Source organism: Tenacibaculum aquaeponti (assembly GCF_057221555.1).
Genome location: NZ_CM170147.1, coordinates 1,924,788 through 1,944,853, shown reverse-complemented (window position 1 = coordinate 1,944,853; position 20,066 = coordinate 1,924,788). Strand labels below are relative to the sequence as shown.

At 30.4% G+C, this 20,066-nt stretch carries 11 protein-coding genes; 2 read left to right on the top strand and 9 right to left on the bottom strand.

Annotated features, from left to right (window positions below; translation table 11 throughout):
• Positions 1-61: 61 nt before the first annotated feature.
• On the bottom strand, positions 62-1,495 hold the full coding sequence (gene asnS / locus AC2TEO_RS08540; RefSeq protein ID WP_442267698.1) for an asparagine--tRNA ligase: 1,434 nt from the start codon (positions 1,493-1,495) through the stop codon (positions 62-64).
• A 362-nt stretch (positions 1,496-1,857) separates the two neighbouring features.
• Here asnS and AC2TEO_RS08535 point away from each other — a divergent pair, with 362 nt between their 5' ends.
• The gene (locus AC2TEO_RS08535; protein WP_442267697.1) at positions 1,858-9,372 is read left to right on the top strand and encodes a leucine-rich repeat domain-containing protein; all 7,515 of its coding nucleotides are present in this window, start codon (positions 1,858-1,860) and stop codon (positions 9,370-9,372) included.
• A 95-nt stretch (positions 9,373-9,467) separates the two neighbouring features.
• Here the strand turns inward: AC2TEO_RS08535 and AC2TEO_RS08530 are convergent, their stop codons facing one another.
• From AC2TEO_RS08530 to rplM, 7 genes are all read right to left on the bottom strand, one after another.
• Positions 9,468-11,831: an efflux RND transporter permease subunit gene (locus AC2TEO_RS08530; protein ID WP_442267696.1), complete on the bottom strand. Its 2,364-nt coding sequence runs from the start codon at positions 11,829-11,831 to the stop codon at positions 9,468-9,470.
• Positions 11,832-11,926: 95 nt separating this feature from the next.
• On the bottom strand, positions 11,927-12,481 hold the full coding sequence (gene frr / locus AC2TEO_RS08525; RefSeq protein WP_299678838.1) for a ribosome recycling factor: 555 nt from the start codon (positions 12,479-12,481) through the stop codon (positions 11,927-11,929).
• A 35-nt stretch (positions 12,482-12,516) separates the two neighbouring features.
• On the bottom strand, positions 12,517-13,227 hold the full coding sequence (gene pyrH / locus AC2TEO_RS08520) for a UMP kinase (protein ID WP_299678841.1): 711 nt from the start codon (positions 13,225-13,227) through the stop codon (positions 12,517-12,519).
• Between the two features lie 113 nt (positions 13,228-13,340).
• Complete coding sequence (gene tsf / locus AC2TEO_RS08515) at positions 13,341-14,309, bottom strand: translation elongation factor Ts (RefSeq protein ID WP_442267695.1); 969 nt, start codon at positions 14,307-14,309, stop codon at positions 13,341-13,343.
• Positions 14,310-14,391: 82 nt separating this feature from the next.
• Positions 14,392-15,153 carry a 30S ribosomal protein S2 gene (gene rpsB, locus AC2TEO_RS08510; protein WP_442267694.1) on the bottom strand — a complete coding sequence of 254 codons (762 nt, stop codon included), beginning with the start codon at positions 15,151-15,153 and terminating at the stop codon, positions 14,392-14,394.
• Positions 15,154-15,271: 118 nt separating this feature from the next.
• The gene (gene rpsI / locus AC2TEO_RS08505; RefSeq protein ID WP_299678883.1) at positions 15,272-15,658 is read right to left on the bottom strand and encodes a 30S ribosomal protein S9; all 387 of its coding nucleotides are present in this window, start codon (positions 15,656-15,658) and stop codon (positions 15,272-15,274) included.
• Positions 15,658-16,113 carry a 50S ribosomal protein L13 gene (rplM, locus tag AC2TEO_RS08500; RefSeq protein ID WP_442267693.1) on the bottom strand — a complete coding sequence of 152 codons (456 nt, stop codon included), beginning with the start codon at positions 16,111-16,113 and terminating at the stop codon, positions 15,658-15,660. Before rplM ends, rpsI begins: the two co-directional genes overlap by 1 nt.
• 190 nt (positions 16,114-16,303) lie before the next feature.
• Here rplM and AC2TEO_RS08495 point away from each other — a divergent pair, with 190 nt between their 5' ends.
• Positions 16,304-18,913, top strand: a complete 2,610-nt coding sequence (locus AC2TEO_RS08495; protein WP_442267692.1) for a DUF5916 domain-containing protein — start codon at positions 16,304-16,306, stop codon at positions 18,911-18,913.
• Between the two features lie 262 nt (positions 18,914-19,175).
• Here AC2TEO_RS08495 and AC2TEO_RS08490 read toward each other — a convergent pair whose 3' ends face one another.
• Complete coding sequence (locus AC2TEO_RS08490; protein WP_442267691.1) at positions 19,176-20,021, bottom strand: OmpA/MotB family protein; 846 nt, start codon at positions 20,019-20,021, stop codon at positions 19,176-19,178.
• Between the last annotated feature and the right edge of the window lie 45 nt (positions 20,022-20,066).

Sequence of the window (20,066 nt, the reverse complement as noted above, 5' to 3'; positions counted from 1 at the left end):
AAAGAAAATCGCCATTCTTAGTGAAGAATGACGATGATCTTATTTATATATTAGTGTAGAATTAAAATTCTGCATTTTGAGGTGTTCTTGGAAAAGGAATAACGTCTCTAATGTTACTCATACCTGTTGTGAATAAAACTAAACGTTCAAAACCTAAACCAAAACCAGAGTGTACTGCTGTACCAAATTTTCTAGTATCTAAGTACCACCATAATTCTTCTTCAGGAATATCTAAAGCAGCCATTTTTTCTTTCAACACATCTAAGCGTTCTTCTCTTTGTGATCCACCAACCATTTCTCCAATTCCAGGAAATAAAACATCCATAGCTCTTACTGTTTTTTCGTCTTCATTTAAACGCATATAAAATGCCTTGATTTTAGCTGGATAATCAAATAAAATTACAGGACATTTAAAGTGTTTTTCAACTAAATAACGCTCATGTTCTGATTGTAAATCTGCGCCCCATTCATTGATAAGAAATTGAAATTTTTTCTTTTTGTTAGGTTTAGAATTACGCAAAATATCAATAGCTTCAGTATAAGAAACACGTTTAAAGTTATTATCTACAACAAACTTTAATTTCTCAATTAAAGACATTTCACTTCTTTCGGCTTGTGGTTTTGTCTTTTCTTCTTGTAAAAGTCTGTTTTCTAAGAACTCTAAATCATCTTTACAGTTATCTAAAACATACTGCAAAACATTTTTAATAAAATCCTCAGATAAATCCATATTTGCATCTAAGTCGTTAAATGCTACTTCAGGTTCTATCATCCAGAATTCTGCTAAGTGTCTTGTTGTGTTAGAATTTTCAGCTCTAAATGTTGGTCCGAATGTATATACTTTACCTAACCCCATTGCATAGGTTTCAGCTTCTAACTGTCCAGATACGGTTAAGTTTGTTTGTTTACCAAAGAAATCTTGGCTATAATCAATTTCACCTTCTTCGTTTAATGGCGCTTTGTTTGCTTCAAAGTTGGTTACTTTAAACATTTCACCAGCTCCTTCAGCATCTGAGCCTGTAATAATAGGTGTATTTACATAATAAAATCCATTTTGTTGAAAATATTGATGTACAGCAAAAGAAAGTGCAGAACGAACACGCATTACAGCACTAAATGTATTGGTGCGAACTCTTAAGTGAGCATTTTCACGTAAAAACTCTAAACTATGTTTTTTAGGTTGAATTGGATATTCTTCTGGATTAGAATCTCCTAATACTTCTAAATTGTTTACTTGAACTTCAACGGATTGACCTTTACCCTGGCTTTCTACTAAAGTTCCTTTTATTGCAACAGCAGCACCAGTAGTAATTCTTTTTAATAAAGCTTCATCAGTATTTTCAAAATCAACAACACATTGAATATTATTAATAGTAGAACCATCGTTTAATGCAATAAAACGATTACTTCTGAAGGTTCTTACCCAACCTTTCACACATACTTCTTGTAAAAACTGATCTGAGTTTAAAAGCTCTTTTACACTACTTGTTGTCATTATAAATAGGTTAACAAATTTAAGCGACAAATATAATTTATTAAGAAGAAATTACAATGATGTTTACTAACTACTTCAATAATTATATAAATATAAAGTAGATATTTAGGAGTTTTTTATTAAGAAATCTTTTTTATTTATGAATAATCGTTGAAATCAAAAATATATTATGATTTATTAATAATTATTTCATAATATTGGGGCATATAATGTATAGAGGTAAACTTTATTTGTTTATCTGTAATCAATTTAAAACAAGGGTTCTCTGTTATCGAGAACCTTTTGTTTTTTAAAACACCTACTTATAGGTATTTACTTTCGAAACTTGTGAATGTAATTTTAAATCATATAAAAATATATGTATGAGGGCAAAATTACTTTTATTAATCTTTCTGTCGTTTTTCATTAAGATAAGTGCACAGATAACAGTTGAACGACAGGTTTTAACAGATCTTTACAATGCTTTAGATGGACCAAATTGGACAAATAATTCAGGTTGGGATAATATAAACTCTTTAAATAGATTTGGTGTTACAACAGAATTTATCAATGGCAGTAGTAGGGTTGTAAGTATTTCTTTACCTGATAATAATTTGTCAGGTGAACTTATAGATTTAAGTGCATTAACAGAACTTAGATCAATAAACTTTAATAATAATAATATAATAGGAAGCCTGCCTGATTTAAGCTCTTTAGTTAAATTACAGCTTATTTCATTGGAAAATAATGGTATTTCTGGAGTACTTAATAATGCCAATTTACCTAATGCTCCAATATTAGATCTTTATTTAACAAAAAATGAGTTAGGAGGAAGCATACCAGATTTATCGGGATTTAATATTAGAACTTTAGATTTAAGTTACAATAATTATAGCGGTAGTTTTCCAAATGTGAATTTTTTCAGCAATATTTTTGGAACTTTAAGAATTGGAGGAAATCAATTTACTGGGGCATTTCCAAATTTCTCTAGTTTAAATAGACTTACGGGTTTGGATATAAGGGATGTAGATTATTCTGGAAATACTTTTAATGAAGGTTTGTTACCTCCAAATTTAAAAGGCCTGTTTTTAGAAAATTGTAATTTAGATGGCGTAATTTCAGAAAGTTTTTTTCCAAATACACTTGAAACTTTTTGGATAAATGGCAATAACTTTTCTGGCCAGTTAGATTTAGAAAGCTTTGTTAGTTTAACAATTGTTAATATAAGTAATACTAATATAAATTATCTAAGAATTCCAGCTTCAGTAAACGGAAATAATTCAGGAAGTTTTAGAATTAAAGATACTCCGAAATTAGCCTATGTAGAAGTAGATTCTAATCCAGCTAATTTTTACAATTTAAATTCAGGTTTTTTTGATATTGGAGTTAGAATTGTTAGTAGTACAACAAATGTTGATAGAACTGTTACTTCAAACATAACGGAAAAAGAAGCAATAAAAGATTTTTTTAGAGGTAGAACTGTAACTTATAATAATACTATTGCTAACGGAACAGGAGATAAAGAATGGATTATTACAGATGATATAAATGGAGAATTAAGAATAACAGGTATTTTTATATTAGAGACTCAATTATTTAACAAAGAAGTACCTTCTAGTATTAATGTATTTTCGGAACTAAAAACTCTTAATTTAAGAGGAGATCAGATAGAAACGTTACCAGCAGGAATAGGAAGTTTGCCAGAATTATTATCATTAAACTTATCATCAAATTCGTTAACTACACTTCCTTTAGAAATAGGGAATTTACCTAAGTTAGAGATACTTAATTTATCATCTAATTTAATAAACTCTTTACCTCTAGAGTTTTATAATATTTCCACTTTAAAAAGTTTGTTTTTAAATAACAATCAAATACTAACTTTAGATAATAATGTTGGGAATTTTACGGAGTTATTAACTTTTAATTTTGCAAATAATCGAATAGATGAAATTCCTAGTACTATTGGAAGTTTAACAAAGTTAACCACAGTTCAATTCGAAAATAATAGAATTACTTTAATTCCTCCAGAATTTGGTCATATGACTGCATTAACAAATGTTCAAGGTTATAATAATCAAATAGCAAGTATTCCATCAGAATTTGGTCAATTAACACTTTTACAATTTTTAGATTTATCTTCTAATAGTATTTCAAATACACCTCCAGAGTTTGCGAACTTAACAGAATTAGAAACCTTATACCTTAATAATAATGAGTTACAAGTAATATCTGGTTTAGGTGGTTTTATAAAATTAAAGTTTTTAAGACTGCATCAAAATAGGTTAGGAGAAGATAATTCTATGTTTAATACCAATTTACCAGCTAATATTGGGAATTTAACTTTATTACAAGAATTAACACTAAACAATAACAAACTTAAAGAATTACCAAATACAATAGGCGGATTAACTTTGTTAACTGAGTTACCACTTCAAAATAACAGATTAGAAAGTTTACCACCTGGATTAGGAGGCTTAAATGGTTTGAAAATATTACAATTGCAAAATAATAAACTATCTGTATTACCTGATGAAATAGGTAATTTATCTTCTTTGGAAGAATTAAATATTACAAGTCAAATAAGTTTTGAAACTGAAACTATTTATCATCTTACAAGTTTACCAAGTACGATAAAGAATTTAACGAATTTAAAAAGGTTTGAAGCTAATTCAAATCGTATTGAAGGCGAAGTAGATTTAAGTAATAGTTTAGGGTTAACTAATTTACAACTTTCTGATAATCGTATAAGCGGATTAAAATTAGGGAAAGCTCCATTTTTTACTATAGTATTAAGTAATCCAAACTTAAGTTGCATAGAGGTTCCAACTGCATTTGTATCTAGTTGGGAATCTGCAAGTACAAGTACAGTTAATAGAGATAATGGAGTAGCATTTAGTGATAATTGTACAGGTTTTAGAATTCCACAATTGGAGAGAGAGGCATTAATTGCTTTTTATAATTCAACAGGTGGAGGAACCGATTGGACAGGCCAATTTTGGAATACTGATCCAAACAGTCTAAGTAACGTTGGAGCATGGGAAGGAGTAACAACAGAAATTGTTAACGGACAAAAACATGTTGTTAAACTAGATTTAGTAAATAGAAATTTGAATGGTTTTATCCCTTCAGAGATTAAAAACTTAACTGAATTAAAAGAATTAAACCTTAATGTTTTTAGTGGAAGAGGACAATTAACTGAAGTAAAACCAGAAATAGGAGAATTAACAAAATTAGAACGATTAGATTTATCAGGGCATACACTTTTAAGTTTGCCTAATGAAATAGGTAATTTATCAGGTTTAACATATTTAAATCTATCAAACAATTCATTGACTAGTTTACCTAGTGGGATAGGAAATTTTACGGTTTTACAAGAGCTATTTGTAACACATCAAAATAATGTAACAACAAGAGAAAAAACACTTGAAGTACTACCAGATGAAATAGGAGCGATTGTAAGTTTAAAGAAATTATCACTTCAAGGAAATAAATTATCTTCTATTCCAAATACGATAAATGGTTTAATAGCTTTAGAAGAATTAAATTTAGGTGATAATGCTGGAAATGGAAATGAATTATCAAGTTTGCCTTCTACAATAGGAGGATTAATAAGTTTAAAAACTTTAAATCTAGCATATAACAGATTGTCAAATTTACCTGATGAAATAGGTGATCTGTCTAATTTAGAAAACTTAAATATATCAAATCAAGTTACTTTTGATGGAAATACTACATACCATTTAACAGACTTACCTAATACTCTTAATAATTTAAGTAGTTTAAAAACTTTTAATGCAGTAACCAATCGTATTGAAGGAAATATTGATTTAAGTAACATCTCAACATTAAATAGTTTACAGCTTACAGATAATCGTATCAGTGGTTTAAAATTAGGAATAGCTCCATTTTCAACTCAGCTTAGTAGTAATCCTAATTTAACTTGTGTAGAAGTTCCAGTTAACCAGGTTAGTAATTGGGAAACTTCTGCTTCAACAACAAGTACAGTAACTACAGATAATGGAGTTGCTTTTAGTGATAACTGCACAGGTTTTAGAGTGCCACAATTAGAACGAGAGGCTTTAATTGCTTTTTACAACGCTACTGAAGGAGGAACAAGTTGGACAGGACAGTTTTGGGATACAGATCCAAATAGTTTAAGTAATGTTGGTGCTTGGGAAGGAGTAACTACAGCTATTGTTAATGGACAAAAACATATTGTAAAAATAGATCTTTCTAATAGAAGATTAAATGGTTTCATTCCTTCGGAAATAAAGAATTTAGTAGAATTACTTGAATTAAACCTAGGAGTATTTAACGGAAGAGGTAATTTAATAGAAATAAAACCAGAAATTGGAGAGTTAACAAAACTAGAACGATTAGATTTATCAGGGCATACACTTTTAAGTTTACCTAATGAAATAGGTAATTTATCAGGTTTAACATATTTAAATCTATCAAACAATTCATTGACTAGTTTACCTAGTGGGATAGGAAATTTTACGGTTTTACAAGAGCTATTTGTAACACATCAAAATAATGTAACAACAAGAGAAAAAACACTTGAAGTACTACCAGATGAAATAGGAGCGATTGTAAGTTTAAAGAAATTATCACTTCAAGGAAATAAATTATCTTCTATTCCAAATACGATAAATGGTTTAATAGCTTTAGAAGAATTAAATTTAGGTGATAATGCTGGAAATGGAAATGAACTGACAAGTTTGCCGTCTACAATAGGAGCCTTATCAAGTTTAAAAACTTTAAATGTTCCCTATAATAGATTATCAAGCCTACCAGATGAAATAGGAAATTTAACGAATCTAGAAAATTTAAATATAGCATATCAAATTACTTTTGATACTACTAATACTTATTATCTAAATAGTTTACCATTAACTATAAATAATTTAACAAGTTTAGTCAATTTTGATGCTACTGGAAATAGACTAGAGGGTGACATCGATTTAAGTAATATTTCTACATTGAGTTTTCTTCAGTTTACAGATAACCGTATAAGTGGATTAAAATTAGGTATCGGGCCTTTTTCAGTTCGTTTAACTAGCAATCCGAATTTAAGTTGTATCGAAGTTCCTACTTCAGAAGTTAGTAATTGGGAGAATTCTCCAGGGAGCACTGCAAGTATAGATAATGGTGTTGCTTTTAGTGATAATTGTACAGGATTTAGAGTGCCGCAATTAGAACGTGAAGCTTTAATTGCTTTTTATAATGCTACAGGTGGAGGAATAGATTGGACAGCTCAGTTTTGGAATACAGACCCAACTAGCTTAAGCAATGTAGGTGCTTGGAGTGGTGTAACTACCGATATTATTAATGGACAGAAACATGTTGTAAAACTCGAGATTTTAAATAGAAATTTAAATGGATTTATTCCTTCTGAAATTAAAAACTTAACTGAATTACAAGAAATCAATTTATCAAGTACAGCTGTAGGAAGGTCTAATTTAATTGAGATTAAACCTGAAATAGGAGAGCTTAAAAAATTAGAACGATTAGATTTATCAGCTCAAGGTTTAACAAGTTTACCAGATGAAATAGGAGGTTTATCGAGTTTGTTGCGTTTAAATTTAAATTCAAATTCTTTAATCACTTTACCATCAGGTATAGGGAACTTAGTAAGTTTAGAAGAATTGTATGTTAATAATCAAATAGAGGCGAGTTCTAATGAACGTTCTTTTACTTCATTACCCAATGATTTAGGTAATATTTCTACCTTAAAAAGATTAGAATTAAGAACTAATAAACTAACTAGTATACCAACATCTATAGGGAATCTTTCAAATTTAGAGTTCCTAATTTTAGAAGATAACCTATTAACAGAATTACCAACTACAATTAATAGCTTGGCAAATTTAAAAGAGTTAATAGCGGGTATGAATCGAATTTCTGGAGATATTAACTTAAATAACTTAACGGTTTTAAATAGATTAAAATTAGAATACAATAATGTTAGTAATCTAAAATTAAATGTTTCTCCAACTTCTTTTGGAACTTCTAATTTCGGTAGATTTTCTTTATTGAGAAATGCTTGTGGTTGTGTGGAAGTACCAAGTGACGAATTAGTGTCTTGGCAATTATCTGGTTTTAATGAACAAAACAGCGTTCTAGATAATGGTGTTGTATATTCAGATAATTGTAGTGGTGTCACCAATAATAGTATTACAGATATAGAAAGAGAAGCTTTAATTGCATTATTTAATGCAACAGATGGAAATAATTGGAGAAACGATTTAACAAGTTCATATAATGGAGTACTTTGGAATTCAGATATAACTCAAAAAGTAAATGTTGGTGCGTGGTTTGGTGTTACTACAGCTATGATAAACGGACAAAAGCATGTAACTAAATTAGAGCTAAACTCTAATTTACTTAAGGGAGAATTGCCAACTGAAATTAGAAATTTAAGTCAATTAAAAATATTTAAAATATCAAATAATGCAGTTTCATTAATTCCAGCTGAAATAGGAGAGTTAATAAATCTAGAACAGTTAACTTTAAGTAGTCAGTTTGATGCAATTACAAGTCAGAAAATATTAAGTACGCTTCCTGTAGAAGTAAATAATTTAAGCTTATTAAAACATTTAGATATTCAAGGAAATGCAATTGAAGGAAGTTTAGATTTTTCTAACCTAGTAAATCTAACCTCATTACATGTAAGTTCAAATGAAATTACAGGGCTTAAAATTGGTGTTTCTCCACAGGTTTTCGATAATCAGTTTGATTTTGATGGTGGCTTTTCAAGATCGTTTAGTTTTTCTAATGCATATTTAAATTGTATAGCCGTTCCGCAAACAACAATTTCAGATTGGGAAAATTCACCATTTGCTCAAAGAAATCCAAATATTGTTTGGGGACAAGATTGTACTGCTTACAATAATGTTCCTAATGAAGAGATAAATGCTTTAGTTGATATGTATAATGCTTTAGACGGAGTTAATTGGACAAATAATGAAAATTGGACTGGAGTTTTGAATAGAGCGATTATGAATTCGCCTTTTAATACAACTAAATGGCATGGAATAACTACAGAAATTGTAAATGGAGGTAAACATATTACTAGAATTAGTTTAAGTAGTAATAATCTTACAGGAACTTTACCGGAAAGTTTAGGTGGTTTATCGGAGTTAAAGTATTTAGATTTAAATGTAAATAATTTAGAAAATAGTTTACCATCAAGTTTAAATCAACTAACTAAATTAGAAACTCTTTTAGTTTCTTCAAATAATCTAAAGGGAACTATTCCAGACTTAACCAATATCAGTTCATTAAATAATTTTAATATTGATAATAATAACTTCCAGTTTGGTGATTTTGAAGATGAGTTTTCAACCTACAGTACATTTGTTCAGTTTTTATACCAAACACAAGCCAATGTTAGTGAAGATGAAACAGTTGAGTTGACTGATGCAGATTATCGATTAGAAGCTCAAGTATCCGGAAATAATAATGTATACCAATGGTATAAAAATGGATCGCCAATCACAGGGGCGAATGAAGCTAGTTACGATATTTTGAATCCTTCTTCTGCTGATGATGGAACTTATTATTGTCAAATTACAAATACTGTTATTGCAGGATTAACCTTAAGAACAGGAACAGTTACAGCTACATTTGATACTACTTTAAGTATAGAGAATGAAGCGTTGAAGAACTTTATTGTTTTATATCCAAACCCAACGAACGGTATTATTAATATTGATGTTTCAAATAATATTAAAATAGAAAAATTAGATGTTTTCTCTATAACAGGAGTAAAAGTAAAGTCTATTAATAAGGTAACGGATAAGTTGAATATTCAAGATTTACCATCAGGAGTGTATACGATAAATATTCAATCAACTCAAGGAAGAATAGTCAAGCGATTGATTAAAAGATAATGATTTTAGTTTAGATAATTTGTGTAATTTGGATTGTGAAACAAAAACGCACACTTTTTAAAAAGTGTGCGTTTTTAATTTTTATGTTTAATTTTTTATTTCTTCTCTTCAGGTGGGAAAATCTTAAAGTTGGTTTCTTTTAATACTTTCTGATTTGCAATTTTTCGTTCAAAAGAAAGTAATAAAGAAGGCAATAATAATAAGTTAGAAACCATAGCTAGTAATAATGTTACAGAAACTAGACCGCCCAAAGCAATAGTTCCTCCAAAACTAGAAATAGTAAACACTAAGAATCCAAAGAATAATACAATAGAAGTATAAAACATACTTACACCAGTTTCTTTAAGAGCTGCATAAACTGCTGGTTTTATCTTCCAGTTGTTCGCTAATAATTCTTGTCTGTATTTTGCCAAGAAATGTATCGTGTCATCTACAGAAATACCAAAAGCAATACTAAATACAAGAATTGTTGATGGTTTTATAGGAATATCGAAAAAGCCCATTAATCCAGCAGTAATTAGCAAAGGAAGCATATTAGGAATTAACGATATTAAAATCATTTGAGGAGATCTAAACATCCAAGCCATAAAAATTGAAATCAATAAAATAGCTAACGATAAAGAAATCACTAAGTTTTTAATTAAGTAATTGGTCCCTTTTAAGAAAACTAAAGCCTTACCAGTCATAGAAACACTAAACTTGTCTCCTTTAAATTGTTTTTGAATCACAGCATTTAATCGATCTTGAATGATATCCATTTTATCAGTTCCAATATCTTTCATAAATGTTGTAATACGCGCATATCTACCAGTGCTATCTACAAAGTTTTTTAGCATTCCAGAGTTGCTATTAGAATTCTTAGTGTATGCAAAAATGTAACTCTTTTCTTGACTAGTTGGTAATTGATAATACTTCGGATTTCCGTTATAATAAGCCTGTTTAGAGTATTTTACCAAGTTGTTTACCGAAATAGGTTTAGAAAGTTCAGGGAAAGTTTCAATAGTTTCATTTAACTTTTCCATCTTTTTCAATGTAGAAAGTTTCATAACACCTTTTTCTTTCTTAGTATCAATAAGAATCTCTAAAGGCATTATACCACCAAATTCACTTTCAAAGAATTTAATGTCTTTATAAAACTGTTTGCCTTTAGGCATATCTTCAATCAAACTACCAGAAACTCGTATTTGATATAAACCTATCATACTTAAAATGATAATCACAACTGTAGTTATATAAATATAAATTCGTTGTTTTCTCACCATTCTTTCCATCCAGTCTACTACATTTTCCATCCATCTTTTTTCTAAGTGATTTAAATGCTTTTTTTGCGGAAGAGGCATAAAACTATATAGAATAGGAATAATTAATAGTGCTAAAATGAAAATACTAATAATATTTATTGAAGCTAAAATTCCGAATTCACGAAGTAATTTACTTTTTACAAAAACAAAAGTTGCAAATCCAGAAGCAGTTGTAATATTTGTCATTAACGTGGCATTTCCAATTTTAGAAATTACACGTTGTAATGATTTTGCTTGATTACCGTGTTTTTTTACTTCTTGCTGGTATTTATTAATTAAGAACACTGCATTTGGAACTCCAATTACAATAATTAATGGCGGAATTAAAGCTGTTAAAACAGTCAGTTCATAACGTAATAAACCAATAAAACCATAGGCCCACATTACACCAATTATAACTACTAATAAGGTGATAAACGTAGCTCTAAACGAACGAAAGAAGAAAAAGAATATAATTGCTGTAATAAACAATGCACCTAAAACAAATATTCCCATTTCTTCGGAAATATTCTTAGAGTTTAAAGTTCGAATGTACGGCATTCCCGATACTTTAACATCTAAGTTGTTTTCGGTTTTAAATTTTTCTATAGAAGGAATTAATGTTTCTTCAATAAACTGAGCACGTTCAGGTTTGTTTACAATGTCTTTTTTTAGATAAATAGCTGTCTGAATTGTTCCTTCATTATTGAATAAAATATTTTCATAAAAAGGAAGTTTTTCAAATAGTTGAATTTTAATTTGATCTATTTCCTCTTGTTTCGTTGGTTCTTTTTCAAACAAAGGATCAACAACAAACTTTCTTTTTTTACGATCAGCTTTTAGTTTCTTAATATCTGATATAGAAACTGTAAATTCTACTTCTGGAGCACTATCTAATTCACGAGCTAATTTATTCCAAGAATTGAATTTATCTAAAGAATAAAAAGTACTGTCTTTAATTCCTAGAATGATTAGGTTTCCTTCTTCACCAAAAATTTCTAAGAATTTGTTGTATTGGATGTTTGCTTCGTGATTTTCAGGAAGAAGATTTGCTTCAGTGTAAGAAAATCGAACGTATTTGGACTGGGTAAGTAAAAGTGCAGTGATAATAACTATAGTAGTTAACACTAGGTAGCGATTTCGTAAAATAAATCCTGCGATCTTAGTCCAAAAAGTCATTTAAAAAAATTTGTGCAAAGGTAAATATTAAAAGATAAGAAAAATAAAAAAAAGAGTGTTTTAAAACACTCTTTTTTTAAATATTTTGAGAAAAACTATACAGTCATAATTTCTTTCTCTTTAACAGCCAGTTTTTCGTCAATTTGCTTAACGTAGCTATCTGTTAAAGTTTGTACATCAGCTTCAGCATTTTTCTTCATATCGTCAGAAGCGTCCACCTTTTTTATTTCATTGTTAGCATCTTTACGTGCGTTGCGTACTCCAACTTTTGCGTTTTCAGCTTCGGCCTTAGCTTGTTTAGCTAAATCTCTACGACGCTCTTCAGTTAATGGCGGTACATTAATAATAATATTTTCACCATTATTCATAGGGTTAAAGCCTAAGTTAGCTATCATAATAGCTTTTTCAATCTCTTGTAACATGTTTTTTTCCCATGGTTGAATTGAGATTGTTCTTGCATCTGGTGTATTCACATTTGCTACTTGACCTAATGGAGTTTGAGATCCATAATAATCAACTTGTACATTCGCTAACATTGCAGGAGATGCTTTTCCTGCTCTAATGCTTCTTAATTCTTTCTCTAAATGAGAAATAGCATTAACCATAGCTTCTTTAGTACTATCTAAAATAAAATCTATTTCTTCAGTCATCTCTTTATAATTTAATTAACTCGTATAAATACGGTTTATTTATGATCAACTATTGTTCCAATTGGTTCCCCAGAAACTAATTTAATTAAATTTCCTTGTTTATTCATATCAAAAACAATAATTGGTAATTTGTTTTCTTCACTAAGAGTAAAAGCAGTCATGTCCATTACTTTTAATCCTTTTTCTATTACGTCTTTAAAAGTAATAGTTTCAAATTTAATAGCATCTTTATTCTTTTCAGGATCATCGTTATAAATTCCGTCAACACGAGTTCCTTTTAAAATTGCATCTGCATCAATTTCAATAGCTCTTAAAACTGCAGCAGTATCAGTAGTGAAATAAGGATTACCAGTTCCAGCTCCAAAGATTACAACTCTACCTTTTTCTAAATGTCTTATGGCTTTTCTTTTGATGTAAGGTTCTGCTACTTCTTTAATTTCTAAAGCAGTTTGCATTCTGGTATAAACACCTTCATCTTCTAAAGCACTTTGTAAAGCTAAGCCATTAATACAAGTTGCTAGCATTCCCATGTGATCACCCTGAACTCTATCCATTCCATTAGCAGCACCAGAAACACCTCTGAAAATATTTCCTCCTCCAATTACAATGGCAACTTCTACACCTTTTTCAACTACTTGTTTTATTTCTAAGGCGTATTCTTTTAATCTTTTTGGGTCAATTCCATAGTCGCGTTCTCCCATTAGGGCTTCTCCGCTTAATTTTAGAAGTATTCGTTTGTATTGCATAGTTCTGTTGAAAGTTGTGCAAATATACAAAGTATTCATAATAAAAAAAGGGGACTTTTAGTCCCCTTTGTAATAAACTTCAATACAGAAGTTATTTAGTTTATTTTTTAGAATTACCCTAAAGTAACTCTTACGAAGTTTTTAACTTCTACTTCACCGTAAGAAGAAACATATTCTGCAACAGTTTTCTTCTCATCTTTGATGAATTTTTGATCTAATAAACACTGCTCTTGATCTAAAGTGGTGTTATCAGAAATAAATCTTTCCATTTTACCTGGTAAGATTTTGTCCCAGATTTGTTCTGGTTTACCCTCAGCTTTTAATTGCTCTTTAGCAGCTTCTTCAGCTTTAGCTAAAGCTTCATCTGTTAATTGTAATCTAGATACGAATTGCGGAACGTTCTTTAAAGTTTTACCTAAACGTACTAATTCTTCGTTATCTTTTACGATAGCGGCAATTCTAGCTTCAGTCTCAGCAGCAACATACTCAGGAGAGAAATCTTTATAAGATAAAGTTGTAGCTCCCATAGAAGCAGCTTGCATAGCTAAATCTTTAGTTAAATCAGCAGCTTTCTCAACTGATTCAGTTAATCCAACTAAAGCTGAAATTTTTCCAACGTGAGTGTAAGAACCAACGTAAGGAGCTTCAATTCTTTCAAAAGAAGGAATTTCAATTTTTTCACCGATTACACCAGTCTGCTCGATTAATTTTTCAGCAACAGTAACTCCACTCTCGAATTCAGCAGCTAAGAAATCTTCTTTGTTAGAATGGTTGATAGCGATATCAACGAATTGCTGAGCTAATTCTTTATATGTGTCATTTTTAGCAACAAAATCAGTTTCACAAGCTAATACGATAGCAACACCGTAAGTATTGTCGTCACTAATTTTAGCGATAGCTACACCTTCAGAAGAATCACGATCTGCTCTTTTAGCAGCGATCTTTTGACCTTTTTTACGTAAGATTTCAATAGCTTTATCAAAGTTACCTTCTGCTTCAACTAAAGCGTTCTTACAGTCCATCATTCCTGCACCTGTAGTCTCTCTTAATTTTTTTACGTCTGCAGCGCTAATTTTTGACATTTTGTTTGTTTTTTAAGGTTGTATTTAATTGTACAATGATAAAATAAATTAAAGGTTTCAATGTGATGAAACCTTTAAGTTTTTATTTTGCCTCTTCAGTTTTTACTTCTTCAACTTTTTTACTCTCAGTCTCTTTTTCTGTTTTAGCTTTTTCTTTGTCAGCTTTTCTATCAGCTAAACCTTCAGAAATGGCTTCAGTAACATAAGATAAAACTTTATCAATAGACTTAGAAGCATCATCATTTGCAGGGATTACGAAATCGATCGGTCTTGGATCAGAGTTTGTATCAACCATTGCAAAGATTGGAATGTTTAATTTTTGAGCTTCAGCAATTGCAATGTGCTCTTTCTTTACGTCAATTACAAATAAAGCACCTGGTAAACGCGTCATATCAGCAATAGAACCTAAATTCTTTTCTAATTTTTCACGTTGACGGTTAATTTGTAATTTTTCTCTCTTAGATAAAGCGTCGAAAGAACCATCTTGCTTCATTCTATCAATAGAAGCCATTTTCTTTACAGCTTTACGGATAGTAACAAAGTTAGTTAACATACCCCCTGGCCATCTTTCAGTGATGTAAGGCATGTTTACAGATTTAGATTTTTCAGCAACGATATCTTTAGCTTGTTTCTTAGTCGCTACGAATAAAATTTTACGACCAGAGTTAGCTATCTTCTTTAAAGCCTCTTTAGCTTCGTCGATCTTAGCTGAAGTTTTATATAAATCAATAATGTGAACACCATTACGTTCAGTGTAGATATAAGGTGCCATGTTAGGATTCCACTTTCTAGTTAAGTGACCAAAGTGTACTCCGCTTTCTAATAATTCTTGAATGTTTGCCATTTTAATAAATGTGTTTACGTTCTGTTTTCGCAATAGATCAGTAGTTTTTACGTCTGAGCTATTTAGATACTAAACTGTTAATGAAAAATATTTTTCGAAAAACAGTTCTAATAAACGATTAACGTTTAGAGAACTGGAATTTCTTACGTGCTTTCTTCTGACCGAATTTCTTACGCTCAACCATTCTTGGATCACGAGTTAATAATCCTTCTGGTTTTAATACTGCTTTGTGCTCTTCGTTAATTGAAACTAAAGCTCTAGTAATAGCTAAACGGATAGCTTCAGCTTGTCCTGTTACACCACCACCGTAAACATTTACTTTAATATCGTAAGCCTCTAAGTTTTCAGTTAACATTAAAGGTTGTCTTACTTTATATTGTAAAGTAGGAGTAGTAAAGTAATTAGTTAATTCTCTTTTGTTGATAGTAATGTCTCCTTTTCCTTGAGAAACATATACACGAGCAACAGCTGTTTTTCTTCTACCTATTTTGTGAACTGTTTCCATTATTTAAGATCGTTAAGGTTAATAGATTTTGGTTTTTGAGCTTCTTGAGCGTGCTCTGCACCAGCATATACATATAAATTTCTGAATAAAGTACTACCTAATTTGTTTTTAGGTAACATACCTTTTACTGCTTTTTCTACTAGTCTAGTAGGATTCTTATCGAACATTTCTTGAGCAGTTAACGATCTTTGTCCACCTGGGTAACCAGTGTGACGGATGTAAGTTTTGTCATTCCACTTACTTCCTGTTAAATTAATTTTTTCAGCATTGATAACCACAACATTATCACCACAATCTACGTGAGGTGTGTAATTTGGTTTGTGTTTACCTCTAATAAGTTTTGCAACTTTAGAAGCTAAACGACCTAATGATTGCCCGTCCGCATCAACAACAACCCACTCTTTGTTTACAGTTGCTTTGTTAGCCGATACTGTTTTGTAACTTAATGTGTTCATACACGATTTAGTTTTTGTCTATTAATAAATTATATAACTTTTCCTTAAAAAAGGAGTGCAAATTTACAAATATTTATTTTATTGACAAATAGGAAGTTGGTTTAATTTTATTTAAGAATCTTAAAATGCAAATTAACATATTGTTAAGAGATTTCTAGTATACTTTTGCGACAACGATTCAAAACTAATAATGAAGGTAAGAATATTACTGTTTACTTTTTCTATTTTGTGTTCTTTGTTTGGAAAAGCACAAAGTTTAGAAAAGAAAATATACACAACAAAAAAGACCGATAAAGAACTTGTAATAGATGGGAGGTTAGATGAACCTGCTTGGGAAGCTGTTCCTTGGGGAGGTGATTTTTTTCAAAAAGATCCAGAAGAAGGAGTTGCTCCTGCTTTTCAAACTAAATTTAAAATTCTTTATGATACAAAGTATTTATACATAGCTATTAGAGCATTTGATGATTCACCAGAAGAAATCGAAGCTCGTTTAACTCGTCGTGATGGTTTTGCAGGTGATAGAGTAAATGTAATTATAGATAGCTATCATGATAAAAGAACTGCTTTTGTTTTTACAGTAACAGCTGCAGGGGTAAAAGGTGAAGAGTTTGTAACTCAAAATGGTCAAAACTGGGATGAAAGTTGGAACCCTGTTTGGTATACAGATGCTGTTATTGATGATAAAGGCTGGACTGGAGAAATGAAAATTCCGTTTAGTCAATTGCGTTTTGGTAAAGCAAAAGAACAAATTTGGGGGTTAAACTTTAATCGTACAATCTTTAGAAAAAATGAAAGATCGCTTTGGCAAAGAATTCCAAATGATATTTCTGGTTTTATTAGTGAAGCAGGAGAACTACATGGGTTAATCGATTTAAAATCACAAAAGCAATTAGAGATTCAGCCATTTACAGTTATGTCTTACGAGACTTTTGAAAAAGAACCTGGAAATCCGTTCAGAGATGGTGATAATTTTAGAGTTAACGGGGGAGTAGATGCTAAAATTGGAGTAACAAATGATTTAACTTTAGATGTAACAATTAATCCAGATTTTGGTCAAGTTGAAGCTGATCCAGGAAATATTGTATTAGATGGTTTCGATGATGTTTTCTTCCGTGAACAAAGACCATTCTTCGTCGAAAATAAAAATATTTTTGATTTTAGAGTTGGAGGACAAGATAATGTGTTCTATAGTAGAAGGATTGGAAGAAGTCCACAAACTTCTGCCAATTCTAATGATGGAGAATTTGTAGATGCACCAATTAATAGTTCTATAATTGCTGCTGCCAAGTTTTCTGGTAAAACAAGAGATGGTTGGTCTATTGGAGTTTTAGAAACTGTAACAGATAATGAGTATTCAGAGATTGATAATAATGGAGACAGAAGAGAGGTTTTAGTGGAGCCATTAACTAATTACTTTGTAACAAGAGTTCAAAAGGATTTTAATGATAGGAAATCTTTTATTGGTGGAATTTTTACAGCTACAAATAGAGATTTACAATCAATAAATACACTTCATAAATCGGCCTATTCTGGAGGTTTGGATTTTAGGCATGAGTGGAATGATAGAGATTATTTTATTCAGGGTAATTTCTCTATGAGTCATGTTTCTGGGAGTAAAGAAGCAATTCAGAGAACACAAGAATCTATTCGTCATTTATTCCAAAGAGTAGATGCTAGTCATTTAAATGTTGATCCGAATAGAACTTCTTTGACGGGAACAGGTGGACGAGTTTTTGGAGGGAAAAGAGGTGGAGGGAATTGGCGTTTCTTTTTAGGAGCAAACTGGAAATCTCCAGAATTTGAATTGAATGATGTAGGTTTTTTAAGGCAAACAGATCAAATTTGGCAGTTCGGAAATATAGAATACTTGTGGCAAAATCCTACTAAAATATACAGAAGAGCATCGGCAAGAGTTGTATTAAGAAGTATGTATGATTTTGCAGGAAATTTTAACAGAATAGAATATGAAACTGGAGGGAATATTAATTGGGATAATAACTGGGGTACGGAAGGAAGAATTGGTTATCGTCCTAGGTCTATTCAGAATTCGTTTTTAAGAGGAGGGCCACGTTGGAGAAATTCAGAAGAGGTATATTATAATTTCGCCGTTGGTTCAGATTCAAGTAAAAGATTTAATTTTTCTGTCGGTTATGGTAATAGCTATGGAACTGACGATTCTTTTAATGTTAAGAATTATAATCTTAATTTAAACTATCAGCCATTGGATGCTTTAAGTGTTACTTTGAGTACTAGTTTCAGAGAGAATATAAATAAAACACAATATGTTTCTGAAGAACTAAATGGATCTACACCAAGATATGTTTTAGGAGAAATAGATAACAAGAATTTATCTTTTACATTTAGAGCGAATTATAGTATTAATCCCAACTTGTCAATTCAGTATTACGGGCAGCCATTTATAGCTAGAGGAAGATATAGTAATTTCAATTATGTATTAAATTCTTTATCTGAAGATATTGGAGGAAGAGTTGTTTTTTTAGATGAAAATCAAGTGAATTTTGATGCAAATGATGAAGTTTTTAGGATTGATGAGAATTTAGATGGAATTACAGATTATGAATTTTCTAATCCAGATTTTTCTTTTGCTCAATTCCGATCTAATTTAGTAATGCGTTGGGAGTATACTCCTGGTTCTGAGTTTTTCTTTGTTTGGTCGCAAGGAACTACAGGAAGTCAAGATCCAGATCGATCTTTATTAGGAGGGTTAAATAATCAAATTTTAGAACAAGAATTAGAAAATATATTTCTAATTAAATTCACTTATCGATTCTTGAAATAAGAATAAAGCTTTTAAAATAAATAAATCAGCCAGAGTATCACTCTGGCTGATTTGTTTTATGCTAGTTTGTGAATTCCTATACTTATTGTAATAGTAGAATTATTAACCAATTGAATAATTAGTGAGTTTATGTTAGTAAAGGTTTTAAGTGTTGATGAGATTTCTGTATTTGATTTTTATTGTTATTGTAAAATACAGAATATAAAAGCATAAAAAAACCACCTAGATTTAGGTGGTTTTTAAATTTTGTAAAGTGAAAAGATTACTCAACTTTTTGATCTAATAAATCAAAGAATTGATTTAAACGAGGTAAGATGATAATCTTTGTGCGTCTGTTTTTAGCTTTGTTAGCTGGTGTATCATTTGGAGCTAATGGTAAGAAACTACTTCTACCTGCAGCGATTAATCTAGAAGGTGCTACATTATACTTCGATTGTAACTCACGTACAATTGCTGTAGAACGTTTTACACTTAAATCCCAGTTGTCTTTTACAGCAGCAGTATTAATTGGAGTATCATCAGTATGACCTTCAATCATAACATCCATTTCTGGTTGCCCGTTTACTACAGTAGCAACTTTTTGTAAAACTTTAGATGCTTTATCTGTAATTGTATAGCTACCGCTCTTAAATAATAACTTATCAGAAATAGAAATAAATACAACGGTCTTCTCTACATTAACCTCGATATCTTGATCGTCAATTCCGTCTTGTAATTCTTTCTTTAAATGAAAAGCTACTACTAAGTTTAAAGAGTCTTTTTTAGAAGCTGCAGCTCTAATTTTGTTGATGTATTTATCTTTTTTACTTAATTGAGCTAAAGTTTCTTTAATGTTGTCGTTAGCACCTTTGGTTAAAACAGTTAAATTTTCAACTTGTTGAATAGTATTTTCTTTGTCTTTTCTTAGTTCGTCAATTCTACCTTCTAAATCTTTAGAGCGATCCTGATACTTTTCTTTCTCTACTAAACACTTAGTAAGGTTTGTTTTTACTGTTGCTAATTCATCTTTAGTTTGTTCGTGCTTTGCTTTAAGAGCTTCTAATTCTTTACTTGATGCACAAGAAGCTAATAAAACAGCAGCCGATAGAAATAATACTATTTTTTTCATCTTAATGTAGTTAATGTAAGTAGCAAATTTAAAAAAATGATAAAA

Coding starts and splice junctions, on each gene's coding strand:
- asnS (WP_442267698.1), bottom strand. CDS start 1,495: ATGACAACAAGTAGTGTAAAAGAGCTTTTAAACTCAGATCAGTTTTTA.
- AC2TEO_RS08535 (WP_442267697.1), top strand. CDS start 1,858: ATGAGGGCAAAATTACTTTTATTAATCTTTCTGTCGTTTTTCATTAAG.
- AC2TEO_RS08530 (WP_442267696.1), bottom strand. CDS start 11,831: ATGACTTTTTGGACTAAGATCGCAGGATTTATTTTACGAAATCGCTAC.
- frr (WP_299678838.1), bottom strand. CDS start 12,481: ATGACTGAAGAAATAGATTTTATTTTAGATAGTACTAAAGAAGCTATG.
- pyrH (WP_299678841.1), bottom strand. CDS start 13,227: ATGCAATACAAACGAATACTTCTAAAATTAAGCGGAGAAGCCCTAATG.
- tsf (WP_442267695.1), bottom strand. CDS start 14,309: ATGTCAAAAATTAGCGCTGCAGACGTAAAAAAATTAAGAGAGACTACA.
- rpsB (WP_442267694.1), bottom strand. CDS start 15,153: ATGGCAAACATTCAAGAATTATTAGAAAGCGGAGTACACTTTGGTCAC.
- rpsI (WP_299678883.1), bottom strand. CDS start 15,658: ATGGAAACAGTTCACAAAATAGGTAGAAGAAAAACAGCTGTTGCTCGT.
- rplM (WP_442267693.1), bottom strand. CDS start 16,113: ATGAACACATTAAGTTACAAAACAGTATCGGCTAACAAAGCAACTGTA.
- AC2TEO_RS08495 (WP_442267692.1), top strand. CDS start 16,304: ATGAAGGTAAGAATATTACTGTTTACTTTTTCTATTTTGTGTTCTTTG.
- AC2TEO_RS08490 (WP_442267691.1), bottom strand. CDS start 20,021: ATGAAAAAAATAGTATTATTTCTATCGGCTGCTGTTTTATTAGCTTCT.